Here is an 18,257-nt window from a genome sequence, read left to right on the forward strand (position 1 = left end):
GTCAGCCCGCGAGCAGCCCCTGCTCGAAGGCGTCGGTGAGCTCGCGATCCACACGGAGCGGGGCGCCGTCGACCGAGCGGACCGGAACGGCGCGCCGCGTGCTCGAGACGAGCCACGCCGCGTCCGCGCCGCTCAGCGCCTCGACCGCCAGCTCCCGCCGATCGGTCGCGAGTCCCTGCTGCGCGGCCAGCTCCAGCACGCGGGCGACGGTCGTGCCGTCGAGGATCCCGTTGCCGACGGCGGACGGCGTCAGCAGCGCGCCTTCCGAGAGCAGGACCAGGCTGGAGGTGGCGCCCTCGAGCAGCTGCCCTTCGCTCGTGCGCCAGACCACGTCGTCCGCTCCGCGGCGACGCGCCTCCCGCAGGGCCGCGCGGGTGACCGCGCCCGAGGTCGACTTGACGCCGCCGAGGAGCCAGGGGGCCGCCTCCTGCGCCCCGCGTGCGTAGCCCCGGTCGAGCACGACGACGGCGACGCCGTCGCGCCGCAGGGCGCTCGCGTCGGCCGTGGGCTCCGCGCGCACGGTGCACCGGGCCGCCGGCTCCGCGTGACTCGCGACCAGCCGCACGGACAGATCGTGGACGTCGTCGTGCTCGGCCACGGCGAGGGCGACCGCCGCCTCCCAGGCGGATCGTGCGGGAAGGACGAGGTCGACGGCCGCAGCGGAGGCCTCGAGCCGGGCGAGGTGCTCGTCGAGACCGTGCGCGCGGCCGCGGATCACCGCGAGCGTCTCGAAGACGCCGTCGCCGCGGAGGTAGCCGGGTTCGTCGACCGCGACGAGTCCGGCCGAGGGATCACGCAGAACGGGCGTGGCGGAGGCGTCGATCTCGACGAGGACGGGGGAGGACATGACCCCATCCTGGACCGGGCGGGCCGTCAGTGCTCGGCGAGTCCCGCGCGGACGTCGTCGGCGTCGGCGAGCTCGCGCCGCAGGGGTCCGGGGCGCGCTCCGGCCGCGACGAGCACGTCGGCCGCGGCGAGCGAGGAGACGTCGAGGCCGGTGACCTCGCCGATCTCGGCGACCGGCACCTGGAAGGTGCGGAAGGCGCCCAGGCCGGGGGCGGCGGTCTCGCGGATCGGCTCGACGAGGTCGGACTGGTCGAGGAGGTACGCGCTGGCGGCGAGGGTCTCGCCGTCCGGGCTCCACGCCGCGATCTTCCAGAAGCGGCGGGGCACGCCGACCCCGCGGTAGACCGGATCGCCCTCGGCCAGAACGGGGCCGGTGAAGACGCTCAGGCGCGTGCGCCAGGTCTGCGCGTACTGGAGGACGAGGTCCTCCAGGCCCAGCCACAGCTCCTTCGATTGGTTGAAGCCGCTCGCCTGCGGAGCCGCGTTGGTGTAGCAGAAGCTGTCGTGGTTGGCCGCGCGCGCCTCGGCCGGCTCGCCCCACACCGGGTCGCGACGGCGCACGAGATGGCCGCGGTCGAGGTCGTTGCGGGAGTACACCTCGGGACCGGTCTGCTCGGAGGCGGGCGCCCGGTCGTCCAGGTGCCAGTCGTCGCCGCGACCGAGGTCCAGGAGCGATGCCCCGTCGATGTTCACCGCGGTCGACAGCGCGAGCCGGCGCCGGGGATCCAGCAGCACCTCGAAGTGCGTGTAGGGGAGTCGCCGCACGACCCGGTCGGCCTGCGGCGCCGGCGCGATCAGCGCTGCGCCCAGGAAGGCGGGGTCGAACCCGGTGCTCACTCCGTCACGTCCGCGGTGGGCGTGGCCGTGGGAGCGGCGGTGGGAGTCGCGGTCGGCGCCGCGGGCTCGACCGGCTCGGTGGGAGCCGGAGCGGGCGCCGTCTCGGTCGGGGCCGGCGCAGGAGCCTGGGTCTCGGGAGCCGCGGCGGGCACCTGGGAGCCGTTGCTGATCAGCAGCGTGATGCTCGAGTAGCGCGCGATGGCCGTGCCGGCGCCGGGATCGGTTCCCGCCACGGTGCCCGCGGGGGCGGCGGAGTCGACGGTGCCCCCCTCCTCGACGTCGAACCCGAGGTCCTCGAGCACGTCCGTCGCGGAGTCGACCGAGCGGCCGGTCACGTTCGGGATCGTGACCTGGCGGCCGTTCAGCAGGGCGGCGCTGGGGTCGGCGAAGTCCTCTCCGCCGTACTTCTCGTCGGCGCGGGTCATCACCGCGTTCCAGATGTAGTGGCGGACGTTCGAGGCGTAGGCCCGCGTCCCCGTCTCGGCGTTGCGCACCCGGACGTTGCGCATGGACGCGTCCCCGGTGATGTTGCCCACCCAGACGACGGTCGCGACCTCGGTCGAGGCCCCGTCCATCCAGGTGTGCACCGCGTCGTCGGTGGTGCCGGTCTTGCCGATGTGCTCGATGCCGTCGTCCGGGTCGGAGGCGGCGGCGGTGCCGCCGGTGACGACGTCCTGCAGCGCGTCGGTCGCCACGGCGGTCAGCTCGGGGGACAGGGCCTGGTTGCAGGTCGACACGGGCGGCTGCACCGGGTTCCCGGCGGCGTCCGTGATGGAGTCGATCGCGATCGCGCTGCACGCGGTGCCGTTGTTGGCGAAGCCGGCGAAGGCGGTCGCCATCGACAGCGGCGCGATCTGGTCGGCCGAGCCGAGGATCGCCGAGGGGAGGTACTGGAGCTCGGCGCCGGACGCGGTCTTCACGCCGAACGCGGCCGCCTGGTCGCGGATCGCGCAGAGGTCGAGCTGCTGGGCCATGGCGACGTAGACGGTGTTGATCGAGCGCATCGTGCCCTGGAGCACGCTGAAGGTGCCGGTCTCGTCGTCGTCGTTGCCGACGGGGAAGTCGCCGAACCACTCGCCGTCCGGTGCGCAGGAGGCCGGGAAGTCCTCGAAGGTGCGCTCGCGGCCGTTCACCGTCTCGTAGATGGTGTGCCCGTTGGCGATCCACTGCGCCAGGGTGAAGACCTTGTAGGTCGATCCGACCTGGAAGCCGTTGGATCCGCCGTACGCGGTGTCGGTGTTGAAGTTGATGGCCGAGAAGTTCTCGCCGTTGACCGAGCCGGCGGCGTCGTAGTCCTTGTTCTGCACCATCGCGAGGATCCGGCCGGTGCCGACCTCCATCGAGACGGTCGAGCTGCCGATGTTGACCTCCTCGATGGGGGTCTTGGGCACCCACTGGTTCGTGGCGGCCGTGGCGACGGCCTGAAGGTCGCGGTCCAGCGTGGTGTAGATCTTGTAGCCGCCGCGCTGGAAGTTCGCGAGGCGAGTGGCCTCGTCGGCGCCGAACGCGGGGTCGTTCTGCACGACGCGCGTGACGTAGTCGCAGAAGAAGGCGGCGTCCTGAGCGGTCTGGCAGCCGGTCGGGGTCTGCGTGATGGCCGGCACGACCTCCTCGGCGACGGCGGCGTCGCGGTCGGCCTGCGAGATCTTCCCCTCCTCGAGCATGCGGCCCAGGACGTAGTCGCGGCGCTCCTTGTTCGCGGCGACGTTCTCGGGCAGGTCGATGCGGAGCCCGTTGGGGTTGTTGACGGTGGCGATCAGGCTGGCGGCCTGAGCGAGCGTCAGGGCGGAGGCGGTGGTCGAGAAGTAGTACTCGGCCGCGGCCTGGATGCCGTAGACCTGCCCGCCGAAGCCGGCGATGTTGAGATAGCCCAGCAGGATGTCGTCCTTGCTGTACTTCTTCTCGAGGTCGACGGCGAGCTTCATCTCCTTGAGCTTGCGCGCCGGAGTGGTGGCGGTGGCCTCGTCGTACGCGGCCTGCGAGGCGGCGGGATCGCTCAGCGCCTCGGCCTGCTGGATGAGCACGTTCTTGACGTACTGCTGCGTGATCGAGGAGCCGCCCTGCAGGTCGCCGCCGATCACGTTGCTCACCACGGCGCGGATGGTGCCCTGCAGGTCCACTCCGCCGTGCTCGTAGAACCGCGGGTCCTCGGTCGCGAGGGTGGCGTCCTTGACCGACTGGGCCACCTGGTCGAACGTCACCTCCTCGCGGTTCTGCGCGTAGAAGGAGGCGAGCAGGCCGTCGGTGCCGTCGGCGTTCTTCGCGTAGATCTCGGTCTTCTGGGCCAGCTGCCCGAGCTCGAGGTATTCGGGGACGGTCTCGAACAGCCCGATCGGGTTGTTCGAGGCGAGGCCGGTGACGGCGAGAGCGGGGGTGACGCCGACCGTGATCAGCAGACCCCCGGCGACACTCGCCCCGACGATCCCCAGAACGCGGGCGAGCACGCCGCCGCGGGCGGTTCCTTGCGCAGACATGGCTACGAGAGTAGGCGACGCGTCCGACAAGCGCGCACCGGCGGAGCCGGGAGTACCGTGAGCGGATGAGCCGGAACCGAATGTGAGCGCCTCCGATCCCACCGTCGACGAGGGGGAGCGGCGTCGCCGGGCGGTCCTGGTCGTCGCGATCCTCGCCTCCTTCGTCGCCTTCCTCGACGGCACCGTCGTCAACGTCGCGCTGCCCGCGATCACCGACGAGCTCGGCGGCGGCCTGGCGGTTCAGCAGTGGGTGGTGGACGGCTACCTGATCACCCTCGGGGCGCTGATCCTCGTCGCGGGGTCGTTCGCCGACCGCATCGGACGCGCGCGCAGCATGATGATCGGCCTCGTCGGCTTCGGCGTCACCTCGCTGCTCTGCGCCGTCGCCCCCACGGCCGAGGTGCTCATCGTCGCGCGCATGCTGCAGGGCGCCGCGGGAGCGATCCTCGTGCCGAGCTCGCTCGCCCTCATCGTGTCGACGGTGCGCGGAGCGGCGCAGGCGAGGACGATCGGCGCGTGGACCGCGTGGACGGGCACCGCGACCATCGCCGGACCGGTGCTCGGCGGGCTGCTCGTGGACGCGGGCTCCTGGCGCTACGTCTTCGCGCTGAACGTGCTGCCGATCCTCGTCACGATCGTGCTGCTGCGCCGCCTCGGCCACGTGGACGCGGGCACGCGCGTGCCGATCGACGGCGTCGGAGCCGTGCTCGGCGTCGTCGGACTCGGCGGCCCGGTCTTCGCGCTGATCGAGCAGGAGCGGCTGGGCATCGCTCATCCCCTCGTACTGACGGCGCTGATCGTGGGGGTGGCGGCGCTGGTGGCCTTCGTCGTCTGGGAGCGGCGGGCGCCGCATCCGATGCTGCCGCTCTCGCTCTTCGCGTCGCGCAACTTCACGGTCGGGAACATCGCGACCGCTTTCGTCTACGGCGCCCTGTCGTTCGGCTTCTTCGCGCTGGGGCTCTTCCTGCAGCAGAGCCTGGGCTTCTCGGCGACGCTCGCGGGGCTCGCGACCCTGCCTCCGACGATCCTGCTTCTGCTCGTCTCGCAGTACGCCGGCTCTCTCTCGGCCCGGTTCGGTCCGCGGTTGTTCATGGGATTCGGGCCGATCCTCGCCGGAGGCGGCTTCCTCCTCCTGGTGGGCGTGCGCGAGCCGGCCGACTACCTGACGCAGCTGCTCCCGGGGATCCTGCTGTTCGGACTGGGGCTCGCCCTGACGGTCGCCCCGCTGACCTCGACGATCCTGGGCGCCGTGGGGAGCGAGCACAGCGGAGTCGGCTCCGCCGTGAACAACGCGGTGTCCCGCATCGCGGGCCTGGTCGCCATCGCGGCCACGACGCTGGTGGTCGGCGGCACGCTGGACGACGGCGGCTTCTCGCGAGCGGCGCTCGCGACCGCCGTCCTGCTGATCCTCGGCGGTCTCGTCTCGCTGGTCGGGATCCGGAACCCGGCGACCGACTCCAGGACCGCGACACGCCAGAAATAGTTGTAGCTACATGGAATAGTCGGATCCTCGATACGCTTGCATGTATCGGACGGGGAGGTGCTCCCCGCGACGACCGTTCTCTCGAGGAGTAATCATGACCGACACGCTTTCCATCCCCGGTTACAAGGCCGGCTCCTGGGTCATCGACCCCACCCACAGCGAGGTCGCCTTCAGCGTCCGCCACCTGATGATCAGCAAGGTCAAGGGCAAGTTCGAGCGCTTCACCGCGACGTTCACCACCGGTGAGAACCCGCTCGACTCGACCGTCGAGGCCACCGCCGAGGTCGCCTCCATCAACACCAACGAGCCCAACCGCGACGGCCACCTCCGCACCGGCGACTTCTTCGAGGCCGAGACGTACCCCGAGATCCACTTCGCGTCGACCGGCGTGCGCGCGAACGGCGACGACTTCCTCGTCGACGGGAACCTCACCATCAAGGGCGTCACCAAGCCCGTCACCTTCGAGGTCGAGTTCGGCGGCTTCGGCACCGACCCGTACGGCAACTACAAGGCCGGACTGACCGCGAAGACCACCATCGACCGCACCGACTTCGGTCTCACCTACAACGCCGCGCTCGAGACCGGCGGCGTCCTCATCGGCGAGAAGGTCACCATCACGCTCGACCTGCAGGCCGCTCACCAGGCGTGATCGTCTGAGAACGCGAGAGGCCGCCGCCCCCTCGGGGACGGCGGCCTCTCGCGTTCCGGCGGCCTCTAGAGCAGGCCGAGCTCGGTGAGCTGCTCCGAGATGCCCGCACCGTCGGGCGCGTAGACCCACGGCGTCCCACTGGTCTCGGAGCGGTCGGCGGCTTTCGAGCGCCCACCCGCCAGCACCGCCTCTCCGGTCGAGAGCTGCCGGATGGCGATCGCGGCGACCCTGTCGGGGTGCTCGTGGGCGAAGTCCGAGTAGATCTCCTCGTCGTGCTGTCCGTCGTCGCCGACGAGCAGCCAGCGCATGTCGGGGAACTCGGCGACCAGGCGGCGCAGGTTCTGCTCCTTGTGCTGCTTGCCGCTGCGGAACCAGCGGTCGTGCGTGGGGCCCCAGTCGGTGAGCAGCAGGGCGCCGGAGGGGTAGAGGTGGCGCGAGAGGAAGCGCGTGAGCGCCGGCGCGACGTTCCAGGCTCCGGTCGAGAGGTAGATGACGGGGGAGCCCTCGTTCCGGCGGGCGAAGCGGTCGAGGAAGACCGCCATGCCGGGAGTGGGCATCCGCGCGTGCTCGTTCAGCACGAACGTGTTCCACGCGGCGATGAAGGGCCGGGGGAGCGCCGTCACCATGACCGTGTCGTCGATGTCGGAGACCATGCCGATCCGGGCCTCGGGGTCCACGATGAAGACCGGGGCCTCGACCGGTGCGGCGTCGGCCGTGGTGAAGGTGATCGTGTGCCATCCCGGCTCCAGCGTGATCGGGATGTCGGAGTCGACGACCCCGCCGCGGTCGGCGACGATGTCGTGCCGCTGCCCGTCCACCTCGACGGAGACCACCGCTCCGCTCACGAACACGCTCGTGAAGCTGCGCCAGCCGCGCACGCCCTCGACGGGCGACTCCTCCGCGGCGCCGGGCGGAGTGGGGCGGGTGTAGAGCACGCGCGCCAGGACCCGGAGCTGTCCGGTGGAGCCGTAGCCGGTGTACGGGATCACCCGGGCGACGTAGCCCCGGCGCTTCACCCGCCTCATCCGGAACCGGTGGATCGCGTCCTCGAGGCGTGCGGCGCGGTGCATGACCTCCGCCGCCCCGGCGCTCATGGGCTTGCTTGCGGGCGTCAGCGGCATCCGCCCAGTGTGGCAGACGGCGCCCCGGGCCGCAGAGCCCTCTAGACCGGTCGGATCAGCTCCGGCCCGCTGCTGGAGACCGAGCCCACGGCGTCGCCGACCCGCTGGACCTCGAGCTCCTCGGCGAGCTCCGCGGCACCGTCCGACGCCGCGCGCAGGAGCGAGCCGTCCGGCTCCGCGAGCGGGTCGAGCCAGTCCTCGATCAGCTCGGGCTGCAGGAGCACCGGCATCCGCTCGTGCACGTCCGCGAGCACCCCGGCCGACGGGCGGGTGAGGATCGTCGCCGAGAGCAGCCAGGGCGCGCCCGGCTCCGCGGACCGCCACCACTCGTACAGGCCCGCGAACAGCACGACGGAGTCCCCGCCCGGCGAGACGAAGAGGGGCGACTTCGCGCCGTCGGCGCCCGTGCGCCACTCGTACCAGCCGGAGGCGGGCAGGATCGCGCGGCGGGCGGCGTACGCCTCCCGGAACGAGGGCTTCTCGGCGACGGTCTCGATCCGCGCGTTGATCAGCGGCGCACCGGCCGAGGGGTCGGCGGCGGAGCGGGGCACGAGGCCCCAGCGGGCACCCGCGAGACGGCGGCGGGGCGGGCTGCCCTCCTCGACCCCCTTCATCGACTCGGCGACGATCGGCACGCGCTGCGTCGGCGCGATGTTCCAGGACGGCTCGGGCAGATCCGCGCCGACGTCGTCGATGTCGAAGAGGGCGACGAGGTCGGCCGTGGTCTGCGAGAGGACGAAGCGTCCGCACATGGGGTCCTCCTGATGAGGGCGGTTCGTCCTGCGGCCGTCGCCCATCGGGGGGCGTGGAACACGAGGGACATTCGGCGAAGTGACGCGGACGGCGTGTGCGCGTGCGTACGATTGTAGGAACCGTCAGCGAAGGAGCCCGCCGTGCCTCTAGGAAATCTCGTGGATCGACCCTTCGGCGAATCCCCTCAGGTCCGCAACGAGCCCGTGCAGGTGCGCAGTGCCGCGCGACTCGCCTCGCTGCTGGACGCCGCGGCCGCCGTCGTCGACGAGGTCGGATTCGACCGCCTCACCACCGCCATGGTCGCCGAGCGCGCGGGTGCCGCCATCGGCACCGTGTACCGCTACTTCCCCGACCGCATCGCCGTGCTCCAAGCGCTGCGCGAGCGGGCGCTCGAGCGCTTCCGCAAGAAGGTCATCTCCGAGATCCGGGACACGAAGCCCGCGACGTGGTGGGGTGCCGTCGACTGCGCGGTGGACGCGTTCTGCGACATGCACCGCACCGAGGCGGGCTTCCGCTCGATCCGCTTCGTCGACACGGTCCACGCCCCCGAGGTCGCGGGCGAGGCGTTCGAGGCCGGCTTCTTCGCCCGCCGGTTCGCCGAGATCCTCTCGTCCGAGTACGGCCTGCCGGGCGGCGCGCAGCTGTCCTTCCGCCTGGAGGTCGTCGTCGAGGTCGCCGACTCGCTGCTCACCCGCGCGTTCCTGATCGACCCGAACGGCGACCAGCGCTTCATCGACGAGAGCCGGGCGCTGCTGCGCAACTACCTCTCGATGCACTACGGCCCGGTGGGGGACAGCGCCTAGGGCCTGTTGAACAAGAGATCGCCGTCGCGAGCACGGCCTGGTCGTGCGAGCTGCAAGGAGGGAGCCGAAGGTCGATGCGGGCATCGACCGAGGATCCCGACGCCGCAGATCGTGCGACCAGGACGAGCGGAGCACGCGAGATCTTGTTCAACAGGTCCTAGTCGTCCTGGCCGCCGCGCGCAACACTCCGCCATCCGGTTGGCGGGCGTCTCCGAATGATGTTTTGCTGACAGCCGGGTTCGCGAGGTTCCCGACCCGGGACAGGCCCGGTACGGCGGAGCGAGAGCAGGCACAGGCGTGATCGAATTCCGTGGAGTGAGCAAGCGGTACCCGGACGGCACCCGTGCCGTCGACGACTTCTCGCTCGTGCTGCCGTCGCGGCGCACCACCGTCTTCGTCGGCTCCTCCGGTTGCGGCAAGACGACGATCCTGCGGATGATCAACCGCATGATCGAGCCCACGGGCGGCACGATCGAGATCGACGGCGAGGACATCTCGACGCTCCCGGCCGTGGCGCTGCGCCGCCGCATCGGCTACGTCATGCAGAACTCGGGCCTGCTGCCGCATCGCAGGGTCGTGGACAACATCGCCACGGTGCCGCGGCTGAACGGAGTCGCGAAGAAGGCCGCTCACGAGCGCGCGCTCGAGCTGATGGACACGGTCGGCCTCGACCGCTCCCTCGCCACCCGGTACCCGAGCCAGCTGTCGGGCGGGCAGCAGCAGCGCGTCGGAGTGGCGCGCGGCCTGGCCGTCGACCCCAACATCCTGCTGATGGACGAGCCCTTCGGCGCCGTCGACCCGCTCGTGCGCGCCGATCTGCAGCGCGAGACCCTGCGGCTGCAGCGCGAGCTCGACAAGACCGTGGTCTTCGTCACCCACGACATCGACGAGGCCTTCCTGCTCGGCGACCAGGTCGTGATCCTCGAGAAGGGCGGGCGGATCGCGCAGAAGGGCTCGCCGGCCGAGATCCTCGCGGCCCCCGCCAGCGACTTCGTCGCCGGCTTCATCGGCGCCGACCGGGGCAAGCGCACGCTCAGCATCGAGGAGCGCGACGGGGTGCGCCTGGTGATCGACGGCGACGGGCGCCCCACGGGAGTGCTCCGCGGCCGGGACGGCGTCGATTCGTGAACTGGGTCGTCAACAACGTCGACTCGATCGTCGCGAACCTGCTCGCGCACCTCGCCCTCTCGGTGCCGCCGATCCTGCTCTCGTTCGTGCTCTCGGTGCCGTTCGGCTGGTTCGCCAACCGGTACCGCTGGAGTCGCGGCACGCTGCTCACCGCCCTCGGGGTGCTCTACGCGATCCCCTCGCTGGCGATGTTCATCCTGCTCCCGGCCGTGCTCGGCATCCCGCTGCGCTCGACCGCCAACGTCGTCATCGGCCTGACGCTGTACGGCATCGCGCTCATGGTGCGCACGACGGCCGACGCGCTGTCGGCGGTGTCGGACGACGTCATCCAGTCCGCGACGGCGATGGGCTACTCCGCCTGGGCGCGCTTCTGGAGGGTCGAGTTCCCCCTCGCCGGGCCCGTCCTGCTCTCGGGCCTCCGGGTGGTCACGGTCAGCACCGTCAGCCTGGTCACCGTCGGCGCCGTGCTCGGCATCCAGAGCCTCGGCCTGCTCTTCACCGACGGCTTCCAGCGCGGGATCACCGGCGAGATCGTCACCGGCATCGTGCTCACGATCGCACTGGCCCTCGCCCTGGACGGCCTGCTGGTCCTGCTCGGACGCCTGCTGATGCCGTGGACCGCGGCGGACCGCGTCCGCTCCGACCGCAGAGCCTCCGCGCCCCGGAAGGCGGTCACGTCGTGAACCTCATCCTCGAGGCCTTCGCCTGGATCGGCGATGCGGAGCACTGGACCGGGATCTACGGCATCCCCACCCGGGTCGCCCAGCACCTGGGCATCAGCCTCCTCGTCCTCGTGATCGCCGCGGCGATCGCGATCCCGATCGGCTACGCGATCGGGCACACCGGCAAGGGCAAGGGCGTCGCGGTGCCCGTCGCCGGCGGTCTGCGCGCGCTCCCCACGCTCGGCGTGCTGGTGCTCGCCGCCATGAGCCTGGGCCTGGGCCTGGGCGCACCGCTCATCGCGCTGGTGATCCTCGCCGTCCCCTCGATCCTCGCCGGCGCCTACTCCGGTCTCGAGGCCGTCGACCGTCGCACCGTCGACGCCGCGCGCTCGGTCGGCATGACGGAGTGGCAGATCCTGACCAAGGTCGAGATCCCGCTCGGGCTCCCGCTGCTGATGGGCGGCCTCCGCTCGGCGACGCTCCAGATCATCGCCACCGCCACGCTCGCCGACTTCATCGGCGCCGGGGGGCTCGGCCGCTACATCTTCCAGGGCGTGAAGGCGGGGGATTACCCGCAGATGCTCGCCGGGTCCATCATCGTCATCGTGCTCACTCTGATCAGCGAGGTGGTCTACGCCGTCCTCCAGCGGGTCGCCGTCCCGCGCGGAGTGGTCCTCGGTCTCGCCGGCAGCGCCGCCGGCCGTTCGAACATCCGCGCCTCGTCGCCCCGACGACGCGCGGTGGTGGGGATCCCCACCGAAGAGAGGAAATAGCAATGTTCACAGCACACTTCACGAAGGGCCGTGTCGCGCTGGGCGCACTCGCGGTCGGTGCCGTCGTGGCACTGGCAGGGTGTTCCTCGAGCGATCCGCTGGACGAGGGATCGGGTGCCGCCGAGGGCGGCGACACGATCGTCGTCGGCTCCCAGGACTACTACTCGAACGAGATCATCGCCGAGATCTACGCGCAGGCGCTGGAGGACGGCGGTTTCACCGTGCAGCGCGACTTCCGCATCGGACAGCGCGAGATCTACCTCCCCGAGATCGAGAGCGGCTCGATCGACGTCTTCCCCGAGTACGGCGGAAGCCTCCTCCAGGCTCTCGAGCCCGACACCACCGCGACCTCCGCCGACGACGTGTACTCGGCGCTGACCGAGGCGCTGCCCGAGGGCCTGCGCGCCCTGGACGCGGCGGACGCCAGCGACCAGAACTCGTACACGGTCACCCAGGCCTTCGCGGACCAGTGGGGCCTCACCGACATCGCCTCGCTCTCGAAGGTCACCGACCCGATCGTGCTCGGCGGCAACTCCGAGCTGCAGACCCGCCCCTACGGGCCGGACGCGCTGCAGGAGAAGTACGGCGTCGCCACCACGTTCCAGGCGATCGAGGACAGCGGCGGATCGACGACCGTCGACGCGCTGACCAGCGACCAGATCCAGCTGGCGAACATCTACACCGCCGACCCCAACATCGAGTCGAACTCGCTGCTGCCCCTCGAGGACCCCGACGGCCTGTTCGTCGCGGACAACGTGGTGCCGATCGTCTCCGAGAAGGTCGACGAGGAGGCCGCGGACGTGCTGAACGCGGTCAGCGCCGAGCTGAGCGCCGAGGACCTCGTCTCGCTCAACTCCGAGAGCGTCAACGAGCAGAAGTCGGCCGCGGCCATCGCGACCGAGTGGCTCACCTCGGCCGGCCTGATCGGCTGACCGGGTCGGCTCCGGCCGACCGCACTGCGCAGGGGCGCGTCACTCGTCGAGGTGACGCGCCTCTGCTCGTGAGAGCAGCTTCTTGCCGCCGAGCACGAGCAGCACGAACAGCACGATGACCCCGACGAAGAGGTACCCCGCCCCGTGCAGGGTGTCCGAGAGCTCCCGGTAGCCGCCCGCGACCGCCGTGCCGACTCCGACGTAGGCGAAGGACCAGATGACGCAGGCGGGCGTCGTCCACGCCATGAACGTGCGGTAGCCCATCCCGCTCATCCCGACCGTGAGGGGGATGAGCGAGTGGAGCACGGGGAGGAAGCGCGAGAGGAAGACGGCGATCCCACCGCGGCGCGCGAGATAGCGCTCGGCGCGGAGCCAGTTCTTCTCGCCGAGCCGGCGCCCGAGGCGCGAGCCGCGGATCCGGGGCCCGAAGAAGCGGCCCAGTGCGAATCCGACGGACTCGCCGCCGAGCGCTCCCACGATCACCGTGAGGGCGAGGGCGAAGAACTGCAGGGGAGTGGTGACCCCCGTCGCGCTGACGATCACCACCGTGTCGCCCGGCACGATCAGTCCGGCGAGGATCGTCGTCTCGAGGAAGATCGCGAGCCCGGCGAGCAGGGTGCGCCAGACGGGCGGCACGGAGACGACGACGTCCAGGATCGCGGTGAGAGCGTCGTTCACGTCGGAACCGTCGCCTCAGTGCACGCGCTTGAGCAGCGCCCAGAAGGTCTCGACGATCGAGCCCATGTCGACCTCGTCGTCGAGGAGCCACTGGATCTGCAGGCCGTCGGAGAGAGCCGTGATCATGCGCGCCGCGATCTCGGGATCGACGTCCGCCGCGATGAGCCCCTCGCGCTGGTCCTCGCGGACCCGGGACGCCAGGAGCTCGATGACCATGCCGTAGCGCTCGACGAAGAACGGGTGCGCGGGATGCGACCGGTCGGTCCCGTCGGCGGACAGCGTGGCGTAGAGGTGAACGAGCCCGGGCACGTCGCTGTTGTGCCGGATGAGGCGCACGAGCTCCTCGATCGCGGCGTCGCCCGACTGGTCGAGGTCGTAGGCCGTCCGGTCGAGGTCGTCGCGCTTGCGGAGGACCTCGGCGAAAAGCTCCTCCTTCGAATCGAAGTAGTGCAGCAGGCCCGCCTGCGTCAGTCCGACCGCCTCCGAGATCTCGCGCAGTGAGGCCTTGCGGTACCCCTGGCGCGAGAACACCTCGAGCGCGGTCTGCAGGATCTCCTCGCGCTTGGCGACACCCTTGGCGTAGCTCCCCTTGCTCGGCATGGATCGATCGTACGGGGCGCGGCCGGGCGTGCGGTGCATGCGCGGTCACCCGCGGTCACCCGCGCTGAACGGACGTTCAACACGCCGGTGCGATCCGTTCATCCTGAGAGGAAGCCGGGAACCGGGGCGTCGGATCCTCAGCTTCTGCGCGCTGCGGGAATCGCTCGTCCTCGAGACGTCCGCGGCAGCGCGTCTGCCGATCCCGAGTCCTTCTCGACCGTCCTCAGGCGGAGGTGTTCCTCGACGTCGAGACACTCCCCCTTGACGTCGACAGACCTTCTGCGCGCGGCCCTCCGGAGGCGGTCGAGAGCGGCCCGTGAAAGGGTGTCGCAGGAGGAGTCGGAAGGGGCGCACATCCGCCCCAGTACTGGGATCGGAGGCGATCGGCGACCGGACGCGGACCTAGGCTCGGGGCCGTGAACGAACTCCTGGATCCGCTCCTGCTGTCGAGGTGGCAGTTCGGTCTGACGACGATCTACCACTTCCTCTTCGTGCCGCTGACGATCGGCATGGCCCTGACTGTCGCGATCTTCCAGACCGCCTGGGTGCGGACTTCGAAGATCCACTACCTGCAGCTCACGAAGTTCTTCGGGAAGCTCTTCCTGATCAACTTCGCGATGGGCGTCGTCACCGGCATCGTCCAGGAGTTCCAGTTCGGCATGAACTGGAGCGACTACTCCCGATTCGTCGGCGACGTCTTCGGCGCGCCGCTCGCGTTCGAGGGGCTCCTCGCCTTCTTCCTCGAGGCGACCTTCATCGGCCTCTGGATCTTCGGCTGGGACAAGCTCCCCGAGAAGCTGCACCTCGCCACCATCTGGCTGACCTCGCTGGGCACGACGCTCTCGGCGTACTTCATCATCGCCGCGAACGCCTTCATGCAGAACCCGGTCGGCTTCCGGATCAACGAGGCGAAGGGCCGGGCCGAGCTCACCGACATCTGGGCCCTGCTCACCAACAAGGTGGCGCTCGCGGCGTTCCCGCACACGGTCTTCGCCTGCTTCATGGTCTCGGCCGCGGTCATCATCAGCGTCGCCGCGTACCACCTCTCGCGCAGCCAGCACCTCGAGACCATGCGCCCGGCGCTCAAGTTCGGCGCCTGGATGATGATCATCAGCGGCGGTCTCACCCTTCTGACCGGCGACCAGCTCGGCCTCGCGATGGTGGACACCCAGCCGATGAAGATGGCGGCGGCCGAGGCGCTGTACCGCACCTCGACCGGCGTGGACGCCTCGTTCTCGGTCTTCACGTGGGGCACGCCCGACGGCTCGAGCGAGCTGTTCTCGATCCGCATCCCCTACCTGCTGTCGTTCCTCTCGACGCACACGTTCACCGGCACGGTCGAGGGCATCAACGACCTGCAGGCGCAGTACGAGCAGGTCTACGGCCCCGGCGACTACACGCCGATCATCTGGGTCACCTACTGGTCGTTCCGCTGGATGATGGCGCTCGGCGTCCTCGCCATCGGCGTCGCCGCCGCCGGCCTCTGGTTCACCCGCAAGGGCCGCGAGCCGAAGCAGTGGATGTGGCGGATCGCGATCTGGGCCGCTCCGCTGCCCCTGCTCGCGATGATCGTGGGCTGGATCTTCACCGAGATGGGCCGCCAGCCGTGGCTGGTCTTCGGCCTGCTGAAGACCGCCGACGGCGTCTCTCCCGGCGTCAGCGGAGTCGAGGTGCTGATCTCGCTCCTCGCGTTCACCGCGATCTACGGCACCCTCGCGGTCGTCGAGTTCCGGCTCATCAAGCGGGCGGCCCAGGCCGGACCGGACGACGCCCCCGAGATCGACGAGGAGAGCGGTCGCCCGCAGCTCGTCGGCACCGTCTACTAGGAGGCACCACCATGGATCTGCCCACCCTCTGGTTCTGGATCGTCGCCGCGTTCTTCATCGGCTACTTCGTCCTCGACGGCTTCGACTTCGGCGTCGGCATGTCGCTCCCGTTCCTCGGTCGCGACGACACCGACCGCCGGGTCCTCATCAACACCATCGGCCCGGTGTGGGACCTCAACGAGACCTGGGTCATCGTGGCGGGGGCGGCGATGTTCGCGGCGTTCCCCGAGTGGTACGCGACGCTCTTCAGCGGCTTCTACCTGCCGCTGCTGCTGATCCTGCTCGCGCTGATCGCGCGCGGCGTCTCGTTCGAGTACCGCCACCAGCGCCCGGAGGCGGCCTGGAAGACCCGGTTCGACCGCATGATCGTGGTGGGCTCGGCGCTGCCGGCGTTCCTCTGGGGCGTCGCCTTCGCGAACATCGTGCAGGGCGTGCCGCTGGACGCCGACCACAACTACACCGGCACCGTCTTCGACCTGCTGAACCCCTATGCGCTCCTGGGTGGTCTGACGACCCTCCTGCTGTTCTTCACGCACGGAGTGGTCTTCGTGTCGCTCAAGACGGACGGGGAGATCCGTGAGAGGGCGCGCCGGCTGGCGACGAAGGCGGGGCTGCTCACGATCGTGGTCGCGGCGGTGTTCCTGGCCTGGACGAACCTGCAGTCGGGCACCGGCCCCTCGTGGCTGCTCTCGCTCGCCGCTGCCGGGGCACTGATCCTGGCCTGGGTGGCGAACCTCCGAGGTCAGGAGGGCCGCGCCTTCGGCCTCCTCGCCGGCACGATCGCCCTCGCGGTCCTCGCGCTGTTCACGACGCTGTTCCCCGCGGTGATGCCCGCGTCGAACGACGCGGCGAACAGCCTCACGATCGAGAACGCCTCGAGCACGCCCTATACGCTGACGGTCATGAGCTGGACGGCGCTGGTGTTCGTCCCGCTGATCGTGGGGTACCAGGCCTGGACCTACTGGATCTTCCGCAAGCGCATCACCCGCACGCAGATCCCGGTGGACGCCCACTGACGTGACGCCCGCGACCGGAAGCCCCCTCTGACGTGAAGCCCCTCGATCCCCGTCTGCTCCGCTACGCCCGGGCGGCGCGTGCGTTCCTCGTGCTCGGCGGCGCTCTCGCGCTCGCCCGCACCCTGGGAGCGATCGCGTTCGCCTGGCTGGTCGCGCAGCTCGTCGCCGGAGCGGTCGACGGCCGATCGGCATCGGCGCTCGGTCCGCTGCTGGGCGGGCTGCTCGGGGTGGTGGCGGTGCGCTCGGCGCTGGCCTGGGCGACCGAGGTCACCGCGGTCCGGGGAGGAGTGGGGGCGAAGGCGCAGCTGCGCGCCGCGGTCCTCGAGGCCGTCGTCGCGCTCGGTCCGTCCGGGCGCTCCGGAATCGGTTCCGGGGGCGACGTCGCGCTGCTGGGCGGCGGGCTCGACGCGCTCGACGGCTACTTCGCCCGCTACCTGCCGCAGCTGATCGCGACGGCGGTGACGACTCCGATCCTCGTCGGCGTGGTCCTGCTCGCCGATCCGCTCAGTGCGCTCTTCCTGGTCGTGACGCTCCCGCTGATCCCGGTCTTCATGATCCTGATCGGCTGGGCGACGCAGGCCGTGCAGAAGCGGCAGTGGGACCGGCTGCAGGCGCTCGCCTCCGGCTTCGTCGACACGGTCGGCGGGCTCGCGACGCTCAAGATCTTCGGGCGGGCGGAGCGCCAGAGCGCCAGGATCCGCGCTCTGACCGAGGAGTACCGCGTGCACACCATGAAGGTGCTGCGCGTGACGTTCGTGAGCGGATTCGTGCTGGAGCTCGCAGGGTCGCTGTCGGTCGCGCTCGTCGCGGTCTCGATCGGCCTGCGGCTGGTCGACGGGTCGCTCGCGCTGGCGGTGGGCCTGTTCGTCCTCGTGCTGGCGCCGGACGTGTTCCTGCCCGTCCGGCAGGTCGGCGCCGAGTTCCACGCGGCGGCCGACGGTGTGCAGGCCGCCGACGCGGCCTTCTCGGTGATCGAGCGCGCGGCGCTCCTGCCCGCGGCGTCCCCTGCTCCCCGCGCGCGCGGCGCCCTCGAGCTGCGGGGGGTCGCGGTCGACGACGGAGCGGGACGCGTGCTCGCTCCCGTCGACGCGACGTTCGCCCCGGGCACGATCACGGCGCTGGTCGGAGCGAGCGGATCCGGCAAGTCCACCCTGCTCGGCGTCCTCGCGGGCTTCGTGCCCTCCTCCGGAGCCGTCCTCCTCGGCGGGGAGCCGGTCGCGACGCGGTCCGGCCGCGACTGGCTGGCCTGGGCGGGGCAGCGCGCCGATCTGCTGCCCGGCACGGTCGCCTCGAACACCGCCCTCGGCGCGAGGTCGGTGGACGCTGACCGCGTCGAGCAGGCCCTGCGGCTCGCGGCGGTGGACGTCGATCCGTCGCGCCGCGTGGACGCGGAGGGGACGGGCCTCTCGGGCGGGCAGAGCGCCAGGGTGGCCGTCGCGCGCGCCGTGCACCGCCTGCTCGAGCGGGACGGCGCCGTGCTGGCGCTCGACGAGCCGACCGCGGCGCTCGACGACGAGTCGGAGCGCCGGCTGCTCGCCGGACTGCGCTCCCTGGCCGATGACGGCGCGATCGTGATCGTCGCGACGCACCGGCCGGCGACGATCGCCGCCGCCGATGCCGTCCTCGCGCTGTCTCCGGCCGAGGCGGTTCTCCGATGAGGCGCGCCGACGTCCTGC

The 18,257-nt window shown here is 70.9% G+C and carries 17 protein-coding genes; 10 read left to right on the forward strand and 7 right to left on the reverse strand.

All coding sequences use genetic code 11. The annotated features are described in order from the left end of the window. Nucleotide 1: 1 nt before the first annotated feature. From AC0CID_RS02120 to AC0CID_RS02130, 3 genes are read right to left on the reverse strand one after another with little or no spacing between them, the layout of a single operon-like run. Nucleotides 2-847, reverse strand: a complete 846-nt coding sequence (locus AC0CID_RS02120; protein ID WP_465225627.1) for an aminotransferase class IV — start codon at nucleotides 845-847, stop codon at nucleotides 2-4. Between the two features lie 26 nt (nucleotides 848-873). Further along, nucleotides 874-1,683 carry a DNA/RNA non-specific endonuclease gene (locus tag AC0CID_RS02125; RefSeq protein WP_465225628.1) on the reverse strand — a complete coding sequence of 270 codons (810 nt, stop codon included), beginning with the start codon at nucleotides 1,681-1,683 and terminating at the stop codon, nucleotides 874-876. Further along, on the reverse strand, nucleotides 1,680-4,157 hold the full coding sequence (locus AC0CID_RS02130; protein ID WP_465225629.1) for a transglycosylase domain-containing protein: 2,478 nt from the start codon (nucleotides 4,155-4,157) through the stop codon (nucleotides 1,680-1,682). The genes AC0CID_RS02125 and AC0CID_RS02130 overlap by 4 nt, the downstream gene beginning before the upstream one ends. Before the next feature lie 82 nt (nucleotides 4,158-4,239). Between AC0CID_RS02130 and AC0CID_RS02135 the strand changes: the two genes are divergently transcribed. Together AC0CID_RS02135 and AC0CID_RS02140 are read left to right on the forward strand one after the other, a co-directional pair. Beyond that, nucleotides 4,240-5,640 carry an MFS transporter gene (locus AC0CID_RS02135; protein ID WP_465225630.1) on the forward strand — a complete coding sequence of 467 codons (1,401 nt, stop codon included), beginning with the start codon at nucleotides 4,240-4,242 and terminating at the stop codon, nucleotides 5,638-5,640. 94 nt (nucleotides 5,641-5,734) lie between these two features. Further along, complete coding sequence (locus tag AC0CID_RS02140) at nucleotides 5,735-6,289, forward strand: YceI family protein (protein WP_055792972.1); 555 nt, start codon at nucleotides 5,735-5,737, stop codon at nucleotides 6,287-6,289. A 65-nt stretch (nucleotides 6,290-6,354) separates the two neighbouring features. Here the strand turns inward: AC0CID_RS02140 and AC0CID_RS02145 are convergent, their stop codons facing one another. Both AC0CID_RS02145 and AC0CID_RS02150 read right to left on the reverse strand, forming a co-directional pair. Further along, nucleotides 6,355-7,410: an App1 family protein gene (locus AC0CID_RS02145; protein WP_465225631.1), complete on the reverse strand. Its 1,056-nt coding sequence runs from the start codon at nucleotides 7,408-7,410 to the stop codon at nucleotides 6,355-6,357. Nucleotides 7,411-7,451: 41 nt separating this feature from the next. Then, the gene (locus tag AC0CID_RS02150; RefSeq protein WP_207402480.1) at nucleotides 7,452-8,162 is read right to left on the reverse strand and encodes an SOS response-associated peptidase; all 711 of its coding nucleotides are present in this window, start codon (nucleotides 8,160-8,162) and stop codon (nucleotides 7,452-7,454) included. 159 nt (nucleotides 8,163-8,321) lie between these two features. On the opposite strand from AC0CID_RS02150, the gene AC0CID_RS02155 reads away from it, so the two are divergent. The 5 genes from AC0CID_RS02155 to AC0CID_RS02175 all read left to right on the forward strand — a co-directional run bounded on the left by AC0CID_RS02155 (nucleotide 8,322) and on the right by AC0CID_RS02175 (nucleotide 12,461). Beyond that, nucleotides 8,322-8,966 carry a TetR family transcriptional regulator gene (locus AC0CID_RS02155; protein ID WP_307786006.1) on the forward strand — a complete coding sequence of 215 codons (645 nt, stop codon included), beginning with the start codon at nucleotides 8,322-8,324 and terminating at the stop codon, nucleotides 8,964-8,966. Nucleotides 8,967-9,263: 297 nt separating this feature from the next. Continuing rightward, nucleotides 9,264-10,094 carry an ABC transporter ATP-binding protein gene (locus tag AC0CID_RS02160; protein WP_465225632.1) on the forward strand — a complete coding sequence of 277 codons (831 nt, stop codon included), beginning with the start codon at nucleotides 9,264-9,266 and terminating at the stop codon, nucleotides 10,092-10,094. Then, a complete protein-coding gene (locus AC0CID_RS02165; RefSeq protein WP_465225633.1) occupies nucleotides 10,091-10,777 on the forward strand; it encodes an ABC transporter permease in 687 nt (228 codons plus the stop codon). The genes AC0CID_RS02160 and AC0CID_RS02165 overlap by 4 nt, the downstream gene beginning before the upstream one ends. Beyond that, complete coding sequence (locus AC0CID_RS02170; RefSeq protein ID WP_465225634.1) at nucleotides 10,774-11,529, forward strand: ABC transporter permease; 756 nt, start codon at nucleotides 10,774-10,776, stop codon at nucleotides 11,527-11,529. Before AC0CID_RS02165 ends, AC0CID_RS02170 begins: the two co-directional genes overlap by 4 nt. Before the next feature lie 2 nt (nucleotides 11,530-11,531). Beyond that, nucleotides 11,532-12,461 carry an ABC transporter substrate-binding protein gene (locus AC0CID_RS02175; protein WP_207402475.1) on the forward strand — a complete coding sequence of 310 codons (930 nt, stop codon included), beginning with the start codon at nucleotides 11,532-11,534 and terminating at the stop codon, nucleotides 12,459-12,461. A gap of 39 nt (nucleotides 12,462-12,500) precedes the next feature. Here the strand turns inward: AC0CID_RS02175 and AC0CID_RS02180 are convergent, their stop codons facing one another. Both AC0CID_RS02180 and AC0CID_RS02185 read right to left on the reverse strand, forming a co-directional pair. Beyond that, complete coding sequence (locus tag AC0CID_RS02180; protein ID WP_465225635.1) at nucleotides 12,501-13,139, reverse strand: DedA family protein; 639 nt, start codon at nucleotides 13,137-13,139, stop codon at nucleotides 12,501-12,503. A 15-nt stretch (nucleotides 13,140-13,154) separates the two neighbouring features. Beyond that, nucleotides 13,155-13,739, reverse strand: coding sequence for a TetR/AcrR family transcriptional regulator (locus AC0CID_RS02185; RefSeq protein ID WP_207402473.1), 585 nt, complete (start codon nucleotides 13,737-13,739; stop codon nucleotides 13,155-13,157). A gap of 416 nt (nucleotides 13,740-14,155) precedes the next feature. Here AC0CID_RS02185 and AC0CID_RS02190 point away from each other — a divergent pair, with 416 nt between their 5' ends. The 3 genes from AC0CID_RS02190 to cydD are packed head-to-tail and all read left to right on the forward strand — an operon-like array spanning nucleotide 14,156 to nucleotide 18,239. After that, complete coding sequence (locus AC0CID_RS02190; RefSeq protein ID WP_465225636.1) at nucleotides 14,156-15,565, forward strand: cytochrome ubiquinol oxidase subunit I; 1,410 nt, start codon at nucleotides 14,156-14,158, stop codon at nucleotides 15,563-15,565. Between the two features lie 11 nt (nucleotides 15,566-15,576). Next, entirely contained in the window at nucleotides 15,577-16,581 is a 1,005-nt protein-coding gene (gene cydB / locus AC0CID_RS02195; protein ID WP_465225637.1) for a cytochrome d ubiquinol oxidase subunit II, read from the forward strand. A 32-nt stretch (nucleotides 16,582-16,613) separates the two neighbouring features. Beyond that, a complete protein-coding gene (gene cydD / locus AC0CID_RS02200) occupies nucleotides 16,614-18,239 on the forward strand; it encodes a thiol reductant ABC exporter subunit CydD (protein ID WP_465225638.1) in 1,626 nt (541 codons plus the stop codon). The last annotated feature ends 18 nt before the right edge of the window (nucleotides 18,240-18,257 follow it).

It is taken from the genome of Rathayibacter sp. AC451 (assembly GCF_979253095.1).

What these genes read in the sequence shown, in the direction of transcription:
- AC0CID_RS02150 (WP_207402480.1), bottom strand. Translation starts at nt 8,162, where the DNA reads ATGTGCGGACGCTTCGTCCTCTCGCAGACCACGGCCGACCTCGTCGCC.
- AC0CID_RS02140 (WP_055792972.1), top strand. Translation starts at nt 5,735, where the DNA reads ATGACCGACACGCTTTCCATCCCCGGTTACAAGGCCGGCTCCTGGGTC.
- AC0CID_RS02145 (WP_465225631.1), bottom strand. Translation starts at nt 7,410, where the DNA reads ATGCCGCTGACGCCCGCAAGCAAGCCCATGAGCGCCGGGGCGGCGGAG.
- AC0CID_RS02175 (WP_207402475.1), top strand. Translation starts at nt 11,532, where the DNA reads ATGTTCACAGCACACTTCACGAAGGGCCGTGTCGCGCTGGGCGCACTC.
- cydB (WP_465225637.1), top strand. Translation starts at nt 15,577, where the DNA reads ATGGATCTGCCCACCCTCTGGTTCTGGATCGTCGCCGCGTTCTTCATC.
- AC0CID_RS02185 (WP_207402473.1), bottom strand. Translation starts at nt 13,739, where the DNA reads ATGCCGAGCAAGGGGAGCTACGCCAAGGGTGTCGCCAAGCGCGAGGAG.
- AC0CID_RS02130 (WP_465225629.1), bottom strand. Translation starts at nt 4,157, where the DNA reads ATGTCTGCGCAAGGAACCGCCCGCGGCGGCGTGCTCGCCCGCGTTCTG.
- AC0CID_RS02120 (WP_465225627.1), bottom strand. Translation starts at nt 847, where the DNA reads ATGTCCTCCCCCGTCCTCGTCGAGATCGACGCCTCCGCCACGCCCGTT.